Genomic DNA, 15,034 nt, shown 5'->3' with positions numbered 1-15,034 from the left:
AGACCATTCTTTGGCTGAGTTGCGCCAGTGCATCAGTGGACATAAAACCTCAGTAAGTCTGCATTAGGGTACAGTTCAAAGAATACACAAAATTAAAATAAAACGATAATTTTTTATCGTTTTGCTTTAATGTAAATCAAAAAAATAGAAATTTATTGTTATATTTCAGTTGGTTATTGATCATGTTTTTTACTCACGTATCCCTTTCTCTGTTCAGAAATCAACGATGACGTTTTGGTCAATAGCACACGTCGCTGAAATACAAGTAAAAATTATCATCTGCCCTGGCCATTATTCTGTCATACAGCGGTGAGCTTCATATTTTTTAACAATGTGTCAAAACGTTCCTGCGCTGAGCGAACAGTATTGATACTTAATGTAATTCTCTGATTCTGCGGCGGCAAAATTTCAGGGGGTGACGTACTTTTCCATCACCCTCTGCAATGCATCCAGTGCATCTAATCAATTAATCAGAGCTGCGCAAGTATCGCCTCTACGCTCGCTTTTGCATCACCAAACAGCATGGTGGTGTTTCCATACCTCCACAACTGTTACATGAACAGATATTCATCGGCCCCGTTGACCCAATGTCGCCGGTATTGGTTTTGATACCCACTATCGCGACAACTGCCTGAAGCAGCACAAGCTACCATCAAAGTATAATCAATAAGCGTCAAAGTGCAGGTTATTTGCCCCTGTACGGCAGGAAAGTCTGTATTCCGGCAAGGCGGCACGAGATTAAAGTCCTCGTGAAGGCGAAAACCGGAGGGCAGCGGAGATCATTGTGCCGGCAATGGGCCCCGGCGAATAATAACGACTGGCGAGATGGCTTTATAAAAATCAGTCATTGGTACGAAGCAATATGAATTCAACTGACACAGGGGCAAAAGCCCCTGCATGATTACCGGCGGCTCATGGCCAGCTTTGCGGCAAATATCAGAAACAGGCAGCCGGTAGTCCGATCCATCCATTTCACCACGGCTGGTTTTTTCAGGATACCCGCGGCATAGCGAGTGGCGGTAATCAGCGTTAATGACCACAGCGTACCAATCAATACATGGATGGCGACCAGAAGAAAGGTCCAGCTGATGGGGGAATGCCCGGCGGGGATAAACTGGGGCAAAAATGAAACGTAGAAGACGCCCATTTTGGGGTTAAGCACATTCCCCAGCATCCCGCGCAGGAACCCGTTACTCGTGGTAGTGGATTCTGTCGGATGGATGTTAAATTGCTGGCGCGGGCGCAGAAGCAACTGGATGCCCAGCCAGCACAGGTACCCTGCTCCACACCATTTCAACACGGTATAAGCAAACTCAGAAACCGCCAGTAGCGCCCCTAACCCAAAGGCCACCAGGGCGCCCCAAATAAAGCATCCGAGATCAATGCCTAACGCGGTATGCAGGGCTTTGCGTCCACCTTCAGCGACGGCAGTACGGAGGATGAGCGCGGTATCGAGACCTGGGGTCAGGGTTAACAGTGTGGCAGCGAGGGTGTAAGCAAGAAGTGAATCAGCGACAAGCATTTCCAGTCTCCGAAAGAGATAAAGCTACTGAAATGTTCACATTTTTGCAACAGGATTATTTTCCCTGCTCCACTTTTCTTCCGGGATGACAGATGCAAAGAGTAGCCCACGACTAAGGAACGCGTAGTCATGGGCTGATGTGCTTACAGGAAGCGCTTAATGTTAATTTAAAATAACCCGGGGATACGTTAGCTCACTTTAATATCATCCAGGGCGATATCCTCTTCTTCGTAATCATTCTCAATAATCACGTCGCGAGGGATATCTTTTTTGATGACGGCATAGACCGTCGCGGTAACAACGATATTCACCAGCAAGGCCATGATACCTGCCATCGGATGTGACATCGTGGGGATCATCAGTACTCCACCAAAAGGCACCGTCGCATCCGCACCATAGACCATGGTGACCGCCCCGCCGCAGGCGCCGCCGATAGCCGCTGCGGCAATACCACGCACAATATCATTCATGACGATCGGGATAGAACCTTCAACGATATTCACAATCCCCATCGGGACCGCTGATTTTAAGGTTTCCACTTCTTCACGGTTATAGATATTTTTACGCAGCAGTTTGGCAATAAAGAAAGCCAGGCCAAATCCGATAGGCGTAGCGGTGTTAACTAACTGAAGTGCGGTAATGGGTTCATTTATCCCCTGCGCCTGCAGGGTCAGCACGAAAGCAAAGCATGTCTTATTCAGCGGGCCGCCAAAGTCAACGATACACAATGCGCCAATGACTGCACCTAACACCAAATTCGACGACGTGCCCATGCTTCTCAGGAACGATGTGAGCGCATCCGTGAAGATACCGATAGGCGTACCGATGATATAGACCATAATCAGGCAGCTGATAATGGAGGCAAAAAACGGAACGATCAGCGTCGGCATCAACCCGCGGGCCCAGTCAGGGACCTTGACGTTTTTAATGATCGCCAGCGCAATATACCCGGCAATATAGCCACCAATCATCCCACCGATAAAGCCTGCGCTAATGGTATTCGCCGCCAGCCCGACGACAAATCCTGGCGCGATGCCTGGCTTGCCGGCTATCGAGCCAGAAATCCCTACGGCAATCACCACCGGCAACAGTCCAAGCGCTTTAGCGCCCAGAGTGGCCATAGCCTGCCACACATCGAAATGTCCCGGCACTAACGTATCCTGCACCGTCCCGCCAAGCCCCATCCCGATGGCAATAATAAACCCAGAACCACAGACAATGGGGATCAGAAACGAGATAGCGGTCAGCAGATGCCCTTTCGGGTTTGCTGCTTTCCATATTCCTTTTATCGTCATAAGTCACACTCTTTTATATATAGTGGCTGCGCGGCGTGAAAAGTTATGAATTTACTATTTCACTGAGTTTTTCAATCAGCTTATTGGGGGATTTCACTGCCGTTTCCGTCGCGACTTTGACGACTTTCTTGCCGGCAAATCTTTCTTCGCCCGTCACTTTGACGTCGGCAGCAAGCAGAACAATATCTGCCCTGGCAATTTCATCAGCGGTTAACGGGTTCTCAATGCCGATAGTTCCTTGCGTCTCTATTTTAACGTTATGTCCGGCTTTTTTAGCCGCAGTTTCAATTTTCTTTTGCGCAATATAGGTATGTGCAATCCCCACCGTGCAGGCGGTAACGCCGACAATATTCATCACGTTTCTCCGTTAATTAATCTAATAAAGCATAAAAGGATATTAATAAGTTAGTATTAAGCATCGGCGCTTTCAGTTGCTGAATTGAAAAGCGCAATGATTTTATGTGGATCAGATTCAACCAGTAATTTAGCGATAATGTCTTCGTCTGCCAGAGACCCGGACACTTGTGCTAACAGGCGAATATGAGTGGCATTTTGGTCCACCAGGCAAACCGCAAATAAAATAACACAACGCACATCGCTGCCATCCATGGTCTCCCAGGGAATGGCATGTTGCGTGCGTCCGATGGCTAATGCGGTACGGGAAACACCGGAAGACTTGCCGTGTGGAATAGCGATATGGTTTTCAAAGCCCGTGGAGCCTTGCTCCTCACGTAACCAGACATCGCGAATAAAGTCTTCCTTATTGGTGACGGCGCCGTCCTGGATCAGTAAGTCGGTGAGTTCTTCTATTACCTCTTCCTTCGTTCTGGCGGTCATATTTAACTTGATGTTATTAACATTAAGTACTGTCGAAATATCCATAATTCACCCGCATTAATATAGAGTGGTCGTTGAATGACAGAGCAGGCATCGCTGGTATGATGCAGATCTTTTAAGTCTGATTTAAATAGATGCTGTGGTTCAAAGAAAATTAATACAGTAATAACCCGTTAGGCTGCGACGGTTTCCCGCTGGAAGATCTCGATCATTCTGTCCCACGCCTGAGTGACATCCTCATGGAGAGAAAACAGACCTGATGTGCCGACGATAAAGACATCCACCCCGGATGCAGCAATCTGGCCAAAGGTTTTTTCATTGCAAGAGCCATCAATTTCGGTCAGATAATGATAGCCATTATTTTTGCGCATAGTGATGAGCTTTCTTATCTTGTTTAGCGACTCAGGGATAAACTTTTGTCCGGCATAGCCAGGGTCAACCGACATGACCGTCACTTTATCCAGCAGATGCGCATATTCGGCAATACTTTCTGCCGGTGTCGCCGGGTTCAGTACCACCCCGCACTTTTTACCCGCATCCTTAATCTGATTCAGCAGGCGGAAAATTTTGTTATTCGCCGTCTCGGGATGAAAACTGATGATATCGGCGCCGGCATCGAGACACATGGGAATGATATCTTCCGGGTGATTCACCATCAGATGAACATCGATGGGGACAGTAGTGATTTTTTTCAGATTCTCAATAAAAAAAGGCGATAAAGTGATATTGCGGACGTAATTGCCATCCATTATATCAACATGGTAAAAATCCGCTTTTTTATTCATTGCCGTGATCTGTTCTTTGAACTGTGTTAAATCCATGCACATTAATGAGGGTGAAAATTTGGCGCTCATAAACCACCTCCGGGAGTCAATAGTTAGTTAAAAATTGCGATGATATGACCCAGCACGATCCCGACAACGCCAAAGTCGGCGTCCCCAAACGTCGTGGAGCCAAGGCCCATATTCCCCATCATGGGCAAAAGAATGGCTGGCAGGAACGAAATCAGCAGACCGTGGGCAAATGCCCCTACCACCGCCCCGCGACGTCCGCCGGTAATGTTGCCGTAAACCCCTGCCGTGGCCCCGCAGAAAAAGTGGGGAACCAGGCCCGGGACGATGACACTTAAGCCGAACAGCGGGCAGAGGAACATACTGACCAGCCCAGCCATAAAGCTTGAGAGAAAGCCGACGATGACGGCATTCGGAGCAAAGGGAAAGACCGTCGGACAGTCCAGCGCCGGCTTCGCATCTTTGACCAGTTTGTCCGCAATCCCTTTAAACGCCGGGACGATCTCGGCAATCACCATCCGCACCCCGGCGAGGATGATATAGACCCCCGCAGCAAATGTAAGGGACTGAATAATGGCGAAAATAATAAAGTTCTGGCCTGCGCTCAGCGTCTCCTCGACATAAGATTTGCCCGCAACGACCACCAGCACGATGAACAGAATCATCATGGTAAGAGAGATGGCCACCGACGAGTCGCGAAGGAAATTGAGTGACTTAGGCACTTTAATCTCTTCAATCGAGGGGCTTCCCTTACCGACGACTTTGCCCACCAGCGCGGAAAGCAAATAACCAGTAGAGCCAAAATGGCCGAGGGCCAAATCGTCGGTATTGGTGATTTTGCGGGTAAACGGCTGCAGGATGGCCGGGGAGATCACCATCATGGCGCCGAGAATAATCGCGCCAATAGTCACAACCCAAATTCCTGATAACCCCCCGACTGACAAAATGACCGCCAGCATCGCTGCCATATACAGCGTATGGTGCCCGGTCAGAAAGATGTACTTTAATGGCGTGAGGCGTGCCAGCGCGATATTGATCAGCATACCCAGCACCATTATGGTGGCGGTTTCCGTGCCGTAATTCTTCTGTGCCAGAACCGCCATGGCATCAGTGTTGGGTACCACGCCCTGGATATGGAAAGAATGCTCAAATAACTGACTAAAAATCGTTAACGTATAGGCAATAATACCAGCGCCCGCGGTTAAAATGACAAACCCCATAATGGTTTTCAGCGTGCCTGAAATAACGTCTGAAATTCCTTTTTTTTGCAACAGCAGACCGATCAGTGAAAATAAACCAACCAGAATCGCCGGTGTCCCTAGCACATCATAAATAATGAAATGAAGCATGTTAAACTCCACGAATCAGATAGCCGTTGCTTAAATATGTTCTGCTAAAATTTCTTTAATTTTATTGTTATCAAGTAGATTACTTAACCCAATCACCCGGGCAGAGTGATTGCTAAGATGTTCTGCAATGTCTTTGGCACTGAGAATAAGATCGGCAGTTTCGCTTTTCGCCGACGTCAGATCGGTATGGGCGACTTCCGCTTCTTTATTCAGTTCGGCAAGGATTTTTTTGACATTCATTTCAACGATAAAACTACTGCCTAAACCATTGCCGCACACAATGAGTACTTTTTTCATTCCCTCTTCCTCTCAGTCAATGACAGCCTGAATGGCTTTGATGTTAGCGGCATTTAATAATCGGGTTAACTTTTTCTGGTCGCTAAAGATTTCTGCCAGCTCGCCGATCATCGTGATATGTTCATCCCCGGAGCGTGCACAAAGTATGATAACCACGTACACCGGATCGTTCTCTGTCGAACCGAATGCCACCCCTTCTGTAATATGAAGAAGCGATAGTCAATTTCTTAACACACCCTGTTCAGGGCGAGCATGTGGCATCGCTAAACCAGGGGCCAGGACATAATAAGGCCCTATTTCTTCATGGCTTTTTAAAATCGCCGTAATATACTCTTGCGCCAGCAAGGGTTCGGCTGCAAGTCGAATGGCATTTTCCCAGGTATCAATAGTGTTAATGACATTAATTTTATCCGGTGTTAACCAGTCGCTGATCATATGCTCTCCCGAGGGGGTCCATGTGCTGCACTATAAACAGCTAAATAAAATGCAACTGTGATGCACCTCCCAAAGTTAGCGCTAACAAGCAAAAATGTTAAAAAGTGCGTTACCGCTAACACTGGTTATAATGTGCTTTCCCCTTCGCTGTGGTAAGTTATAATGCAACTCGCAGATATACTTTCGATATATTTTATTTTTCAAACGGTTGGTGATTTTGGTGAAGAGTTTAGACGCGGACGGTAGCCCGAAAGAAAAACGTCGTAAGGGTACTGGTAAGATAACCCTGACCGAAGTGGCTGAGTTTGTCGGCGTGAGCGCCATGACCGTCTCGCGTGCGCTGAGAATGCCTGAAAAAGTGAACCCTGAGCTTCGCGATCGCATTGACGCGGCCGTCAGTCAACTCGGCTATGTTCCCAATCTTCAGGCTCGCAATCTGGCGTCGGTCCATTCCGATCTCATTCTCGCCGTCGTCCCCACCTTCTCTTCGCCGGGTTTTTTGCCGGTCTCTGAAGCGCTGCAAAAGATACTGACCGAACGCGGGTATACCATGATGTTTATGGAATCCGGCCATGACGGGCAAAGTGAACAAAAGACGTTTGAAAAAATGCTCGCTTATAACCCGGCAGCCATTATTCAGTTCAATATCGACACCATTGAGAGCTGCACCCAGCTGCTGGCCAATGTGGATGTCCCTATTCTGGAAATTGGCGCGTTAAATACCCACCCCGTGGGCATGTGCATCGGCGTGGATTACGGTAAAGCCGTAAAACAGATCGTGACCCACCTGGCTGATGCCTCATTAAAAAACATCGCATTGCTCTGTACACCGGCCAACAACACGATGTTTCGCCAGCTGCTCAGCGGCTGGAATACGGCGATGCTTTCCCTGAACCGTTCTCCGCATCGGGTGGTGACCACGCATTTGCCTTCCACCATCGCCACAGGCGTCAATATATTCAAGGATATGATGATTACCTGGGGCGATCTCGATGCGTTAATTTGCACCTCGGATGAAATGGCCTGCGGATGCATGATGGCCTGCCACAGTGCCGGTATAAAAGTGCCCAATACCGTATCCATTGCGAGTTTAGGCGGCGGGGTGTTATCGACAGTCTGTTCCCCTGCCCTGACAACCGTTGAGTTTCCCTGGCATGACATTGGGGTGAAAGCGGGTAAAGCCCTGCTCGACCTGCTTAACGATAAGCCGTGTGAAAAGTACATTGAAATCCCGTCAGTACTCAAAGTTCGGGCCAGTACCGCGACGTAACTGCAGTCTGTAGCGTGCTGAGGAGCGATAAGGTGCCAGCGGGCGGCTTCCCATATCTAGTGTGGTAGTTAGTATTTCTACAGGAAGCATTTCTCCCTGCCAGAGTCCATACGATAAATACCCTGGTCACAAAGCACAAAATCAGTCGGGACAGTAGCGTTTATTCGGTACTAAGCGGGTAAACCACCATCCTTGTTTGCCGTTTACCCTGCCAGCCGCCCCAGGCGGTGATTTCCATAGCCTCGACCCGCCTGGACGGTTTTGCGCAGAAGTCTGTCTCGCGCCAGTCCAGGATACACGCTATGTCTTACGCCAGTTTGTACACGAAGCGCACCGCGATAACCCATGTGCACCGCCCTGGTGCCGCACATTCACCATGCCGAACCTCGTCAGACATGCCCTTAGTACATTAACGTTCTGAATACAAAAGACTATTTCATATGGCACGTTTAATGCTATTTCGCTTGTATACCGCGATGTGGACAAGAACGTATGCCGTATGGCCACAACAGCTCGCCAGTCTGCGGTCGCAGTACTTCTCGTTCTGATGCGCTTCACGGAAGCCTGCTAACTGAAAACGGAGAACAACATGACGACACTCAGCGAACCGTTGGTTACCCCGAGATATGGCAAATGGCGCCAGCTGGTGCTGGGCTTGGTCTGTATGGCCGCCATTTCCAGTCCGCAATATGTCTGGACGCTGCTGACAAAACCTCTGGCCGCCAGGCTTGGCGTGGGTTTGCCAGAATTGCAGGTCACCTTCTCCCTGCTGATCATCCTGCAGACCTTCTTTTCCCCTTTTCAGGGGCGGTTAGTGGAAAAGTTTGGCCCACGGCGGCTGATCGCTATTGGCACGGTGATGGCGGGAATGAGCTGGGTGCTTTCCGCGCAGGTGAATGGCCTGGCAACGCTCTGGCTGGTTTATGGCTGCATGGGCGGCCTCGGGACCGGGATCGTCTACATCGGCGTTGTCGGCCTGATGGTCAAATGGTTCCCACAGCAGCGGGGGTTTGCCGCCGGCGCGGTGGCGGCGGGCTACGGGATGGGGGCCATCATAACCACCTTCCCCATCTCCCTGTCGCTGACCACTAACGGCCTCGAACACACGATGACGACTTTCGGGATCCTTTTCGCCCTCGTCGGCTTCCTCGCCAGTCAGGGGCTGAAGCTGCCGCCGCCCGCTGTCTCCCGGCCCGTCAGTCAGACGGTGGCGCAGAGCAGCAGATCGTTTACTTCCCGGGAAATGCTGCGCCAGCCGCTGTTCTGGCTGATGTTCGCCATGATGGCGATGATGTCGACTTCCGGGCTGATGGTCACTTCGCAGATGGCGGTGTTCGCCGAGGATTTCGGCATTAGCCAGGCGGTGGTGTTTGGCATGGCGGCGCTGCCGCTGGCGTTAACGATAGACCGCTTTACCAACGGCTTAACCCGACCGCTGTTTGGTTTTATTTCCGACCGCTTCGGCCGCGAGCAAACCATGTTTATCGCCTTTGCGCTGGAAGGCGTGGCGATGATGCTCTGGCTGGCGTGCCGGGAAGATCCGCTGCTGTTTGTCCTGCTCTCCGGGGTGGTGTTCTTTGGCTGGGGTGAGATCTTCTCCCTCTTCCCGTCGACACTCACCGATACGTTCGGCAGCGAGCATGCCGCCACCAACTATGGCTGGTTGTATATTTCGCAGGGCATCGGGTCAATCTTCGGCGGCCCGCTGGCGGCACTGCTTTATCACTACACCCACGGCTGGCATGTGGTCTTCAGCTGCGCTATTGGCCTCGATTTTGTCACCGCCGCCCTCGCGCTGTGGGTGCTAAAACCGTGGCGCGCGCGCTTTATCCGCCAGCACAGCTAACTGCAATCCTGACAGAAGTGACGGCTCGCCCGTCACTTCACTGATATTCACTGCGCAGCAGCGCGTACAGGTACTCATCGCCCCACTCGCCTTTAAAAAAGATATTCTGCCGGTAATGCGCCTCGCGACGAAAGCCCAGCCCTTCCAGGAGTTTGATCGCCCCGGTATTGCGGGTATCAACCACCGCCATCAGCCGGTGATGGGCTAACTGTTCAAAGAGTAAGGCCATCACCGCCCGCATCGCTTCCCGGGCATACCCCTGATGCTGATACGCCGGGGAAAAGGTCATCCCCAGCTCAGCCTGTCTGCCTTGATCGAAAAAGTGGATCCCCACATCTCCCGCCAGCGCACCGTTGGCCTGGATCTCTACGGCAAGCTGGAACCAGCTCTCATCCTCAGCAAAGGCCAGCGAACGCTGTTGTTCATAGAAGGCTGTCGCCTGTGCCATATCGTAGTGGGTCCAGCTCTGATAGCGGGCTACTTCCGGTAAGTTGCGATAATGGCTGAAAGACGGCAGATCTTCCGTTCTGAACCGGCGCAGCAGTAGCCGGGGCGTGGTCAGGGGTAACATCATCTCTTCTCTTCTTCTTAATGAGACTGGCAATCGCAGGACTATCTTAACCTGCTAGCCTCAACCCAGCCATCGCACTTCCTTGTCAATTTAATATAAAGTTAAATTTCGATATTAAAATTTCACAAATCGATAAAACATTACAATAACAAATACGAAAAACAGGGGAACAAGCCAGAGAGGCGTCTTTGGAAAAAAGAGCCCTTGCGCCACGGCGAAGAGAATGGTCAATACAGCAGGGCCATAATATGAAATTAACGATCTGAATATTCTTCGCAGCAACCTTTTAATAAGATTCATCATAGTTATCGGATCATCCTGGTAATGATGTCTGTAATACCCTCATTCGATGCCTGTCGTGCTGTAAACGTTTCAGACTTCAGAAATAATGGCTATCAGAAAGCACATCATTCAAAGCTTATGTGTATAAAGGTCCAAATAATACGCTGGTTCGGAGACATAAGGACATGACTTGTGCATGTCTACGCAATCTTGTTTTATTGAGGGAACCGACACCGCATAAACCGCGGCTGATTTACTTTTTACCCGTCTGGCGGCAAGATCCGGCATAATGCACCGCTGTCACATGACAGCCGTGTTACCAACGGTCGTGACAGCGAACCATTCGACAGGAAAACGCATGAAGCCAAAACAAGCGGACATTCTCCGCCACGCCAGCGCGCTGTTTAATCGCGAAGGATATCAGTCGCCCAGCATCGAGCGGATTGCTGAACATGCCGGCATCTCCAAAATGACTTTCTACCGCTATTACGCCGATAAAGAGGCGCTCATTCTGGCTATTCTCAGGCAGAAAGAGAGCAAATTTATGCAGGATCTGGCGCAGATCACGGCGGATAAAGCCAGCGCGCGGGAGAAGCTGTTTGCCGTGTTCGACTATTACCATCGCTGGTTTACCTGCGAAACGTTCCACGGCTGCATGTTTACCCGCGCGCTGTTTGAATATGGCGCGTCATCGCCGGCGATCCGGGAGCAGTGTTCCCGCTTCAAGTCGCTCCTCTGGCAGTTCTTCCGCGATATTCTCCTGCTGGTGTTAAAACCAGAGCCTGCCGAGCGGGTCGCCATGATGATGGTGATGCTCATCGATGGCGCTATCGCCGCCCAGCAGGCCGAGTCCGTGGAATGTCGGGAGATCCCGCCGGGGATGGCCGCCTGGAGCGCGGCCAAAGCGCTTATCTACTCAGAAGGCGGCACGCTCTGAGCCGCAACGCTGCCGTCCAGTGATTGCAGCGCCGCCAGCAGACCATCATAGTAATCGTTACAGGTTTGCAGGCGCAGCGCGGCGCCAAAGTAGACCTCCTCCATCGCCGCCGGATGTTTTTTGCCAATCGGCACAATCACATTGTTCAGCCAGCCGTCCGCATGGCCGATATCGACGGTGATATGTTCGGCATAGTAATGCACGTCGCGATCGGAAAGCCCAATCCGCCGACAGCCCGTTACCAGTTTTTCATACTGCGGCGGGTCGAGCAGCTCGGTCATGGCCATCACGCCCAGTGATTTGTAATAATGCTGACGGTTAACGCCGCCCAGCATAAAGGCGTTATACCCGGCCAGCCCCTGCCACTCGTACAAATGGGCAAAATGATTGTCCGGCAAAGCGATATTCCGCCGCTTCAGTAAATCCTTGTACAAATTGACGTGGGTGATCTCAGTGCTGCCCTGGCCTATCTCATCCCACAGATTTTGCGCAATCTCGGCGCGAGTTTCCGGCAGCGAACCGACCAGCCCCATCGCCACGAGATCGAAGAACAGCAGATTCAGCGCGCTGTCGCTTTTGAAGAAATAGTCGATTTGCGCCACAGAGGCCTTGGTGGCAAGGAAATCGAACAGCGGATGATGAGACGCCGGGTGTTGCTGGCATAAGGCGCGCAGTTCGTCGACGATATTGCCGGCGTTCAGCATCGGTCTCTGGCAGTGGAAACGTTTGCTTTCCGCGCGCAGCCACTCAGACTCAATGTAATTTCTGATCCCGGAAAGCAGCGGATGAAACTGATTGGCTGCCGCTGGCGAGAGCGGGTCGGCAAGCCAGGACTGGTAGAGAATGAACAGCGCGTGGTGCGCCCGCTTTTTAGCCTGCGGGTCGTCAGCGGAGAAGGCGCGAATACAGGTATTCTCGGTTAGATGCCAGGCCCTGTCGGACACCAGTGGGTTAGCCGTCAGCTTCAGCGACAGCGCGTTGCTGTGAACAAGCTGGTCGATTAATTCATCCAGCGCCAGCCTGGCCATCACCGCGGTCTGGTCGCTTCCAATCACCCCATTATCAGTATTACGCATGATTTATCCCTGTGAAATACATGGCGACTATACGGTATAGTACCGTTTAAAAAGCGGCAATGAAAATTCAATAACATCTTATATGTTATTGTAAATAAAAGACTTATAACATATTACACAAAAACCACTAAAAAAATATTGATATTATAAAATTGATAAAGTTACCATCCGGTATAGTGATAAGCGACGCAAGGAATAAGCATGCCCTATCTGTTACTGACGCTGGCAGCTCTGTTTTGGGGCGGGAATTATGTTGTCGGGCACGTGCTGGTGCAGGGCGTGGATCCGATCCTGATGACCGAAGCGCGATGGGCGTTAACGGCGCTGCTGCTGGGCCTGCTCTATCACCGGCAGATCGCCGCCAGCCGCCACCTGCTGCGGGAAAACGCCCCGGCGGTGCTGGTGCTCACCCTCTGTGGCCAGGTCAGCTTCCCGCTTACGCTCTATATTGGCCTGCAAACCACCTCTGCCCTTAACGCCGCCATCTATATGTCTGCCACGCCGAGCATGGTGCTGTTGATTAACCGGCTGATTTTCCGCGACCCGGTATCGGTGCGTAACTGGCTGGGGGTCATCTTCAGCACCCTCGGCGTAATGATCCTGTTATTCCAGGGAAACCCACTGCACGCCGCCTCGCTGCATAGCTTTGCCATCGGCGATCTGTGGGCGATGGGATCGGCGCTGAGCTGGGCGCTCTACTGCTCGCTATTACGTCTGAAGGACCGCCGGATCCCGGCGAATGGCTTTGTCGCCGTCAGCTCGCTGCTCGGCGCGCTGATCCTGCTGCCCATCGTCATCTTCTGGCTGATGCGCCACCCGGCGCAGGACTGGGCCGCCTGGCGCGAGCCGTTTTTCCTCAGCGGCCTGGCGTATCTGGTGATTTTCCCGTCGTGGCTGGCCTATCTGTTCTGGAACAAAGGTATCGCCGCGATTGGCGCCACCCGGGGAGAAATTTACACCCATATCATCCCGCTCTCCGGCGGGGTGTTGAGCATCCTCTTCCTGCATACCCAGCCGCATGCCTGGCATCTGTTCAGCGCCCTGTTTATCATGCTGGGGATCGTCATTTGCTCCCTGGAAAAACGCCTGGCAGCGGCCGGGCGCCTGTCGACACCCGGTCACAGAGGTTAACGACTGGTGGAGAGCGGCTGGGGATGCACCTCCCCTGCAGGGTGGATCACCCGTCCCTCACGGCCGAAGAAGGTCAGTACGGTAATGACGATCGCCACCGTCCCGGCCACCAGGGCCATTGCCAGACCATAGTTATGCCCGTGATGTTGAGCAATGGAGGCCTGCAGCGTGGCGTTCACCGAAGCCAGCAGATTGCCCAGTTGATAGACGAAGCCAGGCAGTACCGCCCGGGTGTTGGCCGGCACCAGTTCGTTGAGCCAGGTCGGGATCACCCCCCAGGCGCCTTGCACCATAAATTGCATCAGAAATGCCCCAGCCCCCAGCGCCAGCGAGCCGCTGGCGAAGGCCCACAGCGGGATAACCGGCAGCGCCAGCAGAGCGGCAATCATAATCGCTTTGCGCCGGCCAATCTTCTCCGACAGCGAACCGAAAAACACCCCGCCGATGATCGAGGCGATGTTGTAGCAGACCGCGATGATGCTGACCGTTTTAGGCTCAAAACCATGCTGAACTTTCAAAAAGACCGGGTACAGATCCTGCGTCCCGTGAGAGAAAAAGTTAAAGGCCGCCATCAGCACCACCAGATACAGGCACAGCTTCCAGTGACTGCGCAGCACCGGCAGCAGGGCCGTACTCGCTTTATTCTGCCGGGCCGCCAGCCAAACCGGTGACTCCTCGACGCAGAAATAGATAAATGGCAGCAGCAGAACCGGAGCTGCTCCAATCACAAACATCCCGCGCCAGCCGAGCTGCTCAAACAGCAGCCCATAAGCCACTGCCGCCAGCAGATAGCCGAAGGGGTATCCCGCCTGAAACAGGCCGGACATCAGCCCGCGCGAGCGATCGGGGATCGTCTCCATCGCCAGCGACGAGGCCACGCCCCAGATCCCGCCCATCGCCACGCCATACAGCACCCGCAGCAGGAAAAACAGCATTAATGATGGCGCGGCGGCAGAGAGCAACTCAAAGGCTGAGAAGAAGACGATATTCAGCATCAGGATCGGTTTGCGGCCATATTTTTCCGCCGCCCTGCCGAAAATCAGCGCGCCCACCGGCCGAACGGCCAGGGTCAGGAGAATCGCCAGGGTGACCTCTTCAAGGTCGACGTGAAACGAGTGGGCGATATCGCTCAGTAAAAAGACCAACAGAAAGAAATCGAAAGCATCGAGCGTCCAGCTTAAAAAACTGGCAATCGCCGCGTTGCGCTGTCGTGAAGTCCAGCCATGCATCTTGTCATCCCTATCCCGACGGCATTGCCGGGAGCTTGCGCGGCGTCCGGCAGAGCACGCTGGTGTCACCGCTTTGTAAATTGTTTGTATAGAAAGTTGCTCTTTTGTTAATTACACCTCTTTATCGGCAGTCGGCAAGTTTATTAGCCTGCTAATTTGTTTCAAA

Annotated in this window: 15 protein-coding genes and 1 pseudogene; 4 read left to right on the top strand and 12 right to left on the bottom strand. The window is 52.0% G+C overall.

Features of this window, described 5'->3' with window-relative positions; genetic code table 11:
• Nucleotides 1-901 precede the first annotated feature (901 nt).
• The 8 genes and pseudogenes from ACKLKD_RS21100 to ACKLKD_RS21065 form a co-directional block, all read right to left on the bottom strand.
• Nucleotides 902-1,522 carry a LysE family translocator gene (locus ACKLKD_RS21100; protein WP_080924058.1) on the bottom strand — a complete coding sequence of 207 codons (621 nt, stop codon included), beginning with the start codon at nt 1,520-1,522 and terminating at the stop codon, nt 902-904.
• 188 nt (nt 1,523-1,710) lie between these two features.
• Complete coding sequence (locus ACKLKD_RS21095) at nt 1,711-2,817, bottom strand: PTS fructose transporter subunit IIC (protein WP_080898090.1); 1,107 nt, start codon at nt 2,815-2,817, stop codon at nt 1,711-1,713.
• Between the two features lie 43 nt (nt 2,818-2,860).
• Nucleotides 2,861-3,172: a PTS fructose transporter subunit IIB gene (locus ACKLKD_RS21090; protein WP_080898088.1), complete on the bottom strand. Its 312-nt coding sequence runs from the start codon at nt 3,170-3,172 to the stop codon at nt 2,861-2,863.
• A 56-nt stretch (nt 3,173-3,228) separates the two neighbouring features.
• Entirely contained in the window at nt 3,229-3,699 is a 471-nt protein-coding gene (locus ACKLKD_RS21085; protein WP_080898086.1) for a PTS sugar transporter subunit IIA, read from the bottom strand.
• A 128-nt stretch (nt 3,700-3,827) separates the two neighbouring features.
• Nucleotides 3,828-4,508 carry a D-allulose 6-phosphate 3-epimerase gene (alsE, locus tag ACKLKD_RS21080; protein WP_080898084.1) on the bottom strand — a complete coding sequence of 227 codons (681 nt, stop codon included), beginning with the start codon at nt 4,506-4,508 and terminating at the stop codon, nt 3,828-3,830.
• 23 nt (nt 4,509-4,531) lie between these two features.
• Nucleotides 4,532-5,794 (bottom strand): PTS ascorbate transporter subunit IIC, encoded by a 1,263-nt coding sequence (locus ACKLKD_RS21075; RefSeq protein WP_080924059.1) that lies wholly within the window; start codon nt 5,792-5,794, stop codon nt 4,532-4,534.
• Nucleotides 5,795-5,824: 30 nt separating this feature from the next.
• Entirely contained in the window at nt 5,825-6,091 is a 267-nt protein-coding gene (locus ACKLKD_RS21070; RefSeq protein WP_025712461.1) for a PTS sugar transporter subunit IIB, read from the bottom strand.
• A 12-nt stretch (nt 6,092-6,103) separates the two neighbouring features.
• Nucleotides 6,104-6,526 (bottom strand): annotated as a pseudogene (locus ACKLKD_RS21065) (PTS sugar transporter subunit IIA).
• Between the two features lie 217 nt (nt 6,527-6,743).
• Here ACKLKD_RS21065 and ACKLKD_RS21060 point away from each other — a divergent pair.
• Both ACKLKD_RS21060 and oxlT read left to right on the top strand, forming a co-directional pair.
• On the top strand, nt 6,744-7,796 hold the full coding sequence (locus ACKLKD_RS21060) for a LacI family DNA-binding transcriptional regulator (protein WP_080897820.1): 1,053 nt from the start codon (nt 6,744-6,746) through the stop codon (nt 7,794-7,796).
• Nucleotides 7,797-8,385: 589 nt separating this feature from the next.
• On the top strand, nt 8,386-9,642 hold the full coding sequence (gene oxlT, locus ACKLKD_RS21055) for an oxalate/formate MFS antiporter (RefSeq protein ID WP_080897819.1): 1,257 nt from the start codon (nt 8,386-8,388) through the stop codon (nt 9,640-9,642).
• A 37-nt stretch (nt 9,643-9,679) separates the two neighbouring features.
• Here the strand turns inward: oxlT and ACKLKD_RS21050 are convergent, their stop codons facing one another.
• Together ACKLKD_RS21050 and ACKLKD_RS21045 are read right to left on the bottom strand one after the other, a co-directional pair.
• On the bottom strand, nt 9,680-10,216 hold the full coding sequence (locus tag ACKLKD_RS21050; RefSeq protein ID WP_080897818.1) for a GNAT family N-acetyltransferase: 537 nt from the start codon (nt 10,214-10,216) through the stop codon (nt 9,680-9,682).
• Nucleotides 10,217-10,327: 111 nt separating this feature from the next.
• Entirely contained in the window at nt 10,328-10,516 is a 189-nt protein-coding gene (locus tag ACKLKD_RS21045) for a hypothetical protein (protein ID WP_025712456.1), read from the bottom strand.
• Nucleotides 10,517-10,853: 337 nt separating this feature from the next.
• On the opposite strand from ACKLKD_RS21045, the gene ACKLKD_RS21040 reads away from it, so the two are divergent.
• Nucleotides 10,854-11,432: a TetR/AcrR family transcriptional regulator gene (locus tag ACKLKD_RS21040; protein ID WP_080897817.1), complete on the top strand. Its 579-nt coding sequence runs from the start codon at nt 10,854-10,856 to the stop codon at nt 11,430-11,432.
• Here the strand turns inward: ACKLKD_RS21040 and ACKLKD_RS21035 are convergent.
• The gene (locus ACKLKD_RS21035) at nt 11,408-12,508 is read right to left on the bottom strand and encodes an iron-containing redox enzyme family protein (RefSeq protein ID WP_080897816.1); all 1,101 of its coding nucleotides are present in this window, start codon (nt 12,506-12,508) and stop codon (nt 11,408-11,410) included. The genes ACKLKD_RS21040 and ACKLKD_RS21035 overlap by 25 nt on opposite strands.
• A gap of 201 nt (nt 12,509-12,709) precedes the next feature.
• Between ACKLKD_RS21035 and ACKLKD_RS21030 the strand changes: the two genes are divergently transcribed.
• Nucleotides 12,710-13,639, top strand: a complete 930-nt coding sequence (locus ACKLKD_RS21030) for a DMT family transporter (protein WP_080897815.1) — start codon at nt 12,710-12,712, stop codon at nt 13,637-13,639.
• Here the strand turns inward: ACKLKD_RS21030 and ACKLKD_RS21025 are convergent.
• Entirely contained in the window at nt 13,636-14,868 is a 1,233-nt protein-coding gene (locus tag ACKLKD_RS21025) for an MFS transporter (protein ID WP_025712453.1), read from the bottom strand. The two genes, ACKLKD_RS21030 and ACKLKD_RS21025, sit on opposite strands and share 4 nt — an antisense overlap.
• Nucleotides 14,869-15,034: the final 166 nt, after the last annotated feature.

This window comes from Klebsiella sp. 10982 (genome assembly GCF_048589245.1).
Taxonomy (GTDB): domain Bacteria; phylum Pseudomonadota; class Gammaproteobacteria; order Enterobacterales; family Enterobacteriaceae; genus Klebsiella; species Klebsiella quasivariicola.
Note: the sequence above shows the minus strand (reverse complement) of the source record. Positions and strands in the feature narration are given on the sequence as shown.

Bases quoted from the DNA above. Each gene is read 5' to 3' on its own strand.
- ACKLKD_RS21030 (WP_080897815.1), top strand. From the start codon at position 12,710: ATGCCCTATCTGTTACTGACGCTGGCAGCTCTGTTTTGGGGCGGGAAT.
- ACKLKD_RS21050 (WP_080897818.1), bottom strand. From the start codon at position 10,216: ATGATGTTACCCCTGACCACGCCCCGGCTACTGCTGCGCCGGTTCAGA.
- ACKLKD_RS21035 (WP_080897816.1), bottom strand. From the start codon at position 12,508: ATGCGTAATACTGATAATGGGGTGATTGGAAGCGACCAGACCGCGGTG.
- ACKLKD_RS21100 (WP_080924058.1), bottom strand. From the start codon at position 1,522: ATGCTTGTCGCTGATTCACTTCTTGCTTACACCCTCGCTGCCACACTG.
- ACKLKD_RS21025 (WP_025712453.1), bottom strand. From the start codon at position 14,868: ATGCATGGCTGGACTTCACGACAGCGCAACGCGGCGATTGCCAGTTTT.
- ACKLKD_RS21040 (WP_080897817.1), top strand. From the start codon at position 10,854: ATGAAGCCAAAACAAGCGGACATTCTCCGCCACGCCAGCGCGCTGTTT.
- ACKLKD_RS21070 (WP_025712461.1), bottom strand. From the start codon at position 6,091: ATGAAAAAAGTACTCATTGTGTGCGGCAATGGTTTAGGCAGTAGTTTT.
- oxlT (WP_080897819.1), top strand. From the start codon at position 8,386: ATGACGACACTCAGCGAACCGTTGGTTACCCCGAGATATGGCAAATGG.
- ACKLKD_RS21045 (WP_025712456.1), bottom strand. From the start codon at position 10,516: ATGATGAATCTTATTAAAAGGTTGCTGCGAAGAATATTCAGATCGTTA.
- ACKLKD_RS21095 (WP_080898090.1), bottom strand. From the start codon at position 2,817: ATGACGATAAAAGGAATATGGAAAGCAGCAAACCCGAAAGGGCATCTG.
- ACKLKD_RS21075 (WP_080924059.1), bottom strand. From the start codon at position 5,794: ATGCTTCATTTCATTATTTATGATGTGCTAGGGACACCGGCGATTCTG.
- ACKLKD_RS21090 (WP_080898088.1), bottom strand. From the start codon at position 3,172: ATGAATATTGTCGGCGTTACCGCCTGCACGGTGGGGATTGCACATACC.
- ACKLKD_RS21085 (WP_080898086.1), bottom strand. From the start codon at position 3,699: ATGGATATTTCGACAGTACTTAATGTTAATAACATCAAGTTAAATATG.
- alsE (WP_080898084.1), bottom strand. From the start codon at position 4,508: ATGAGCGCCAAATTTTCACCCTCATTAATGTGCATGGATTTAACACAG.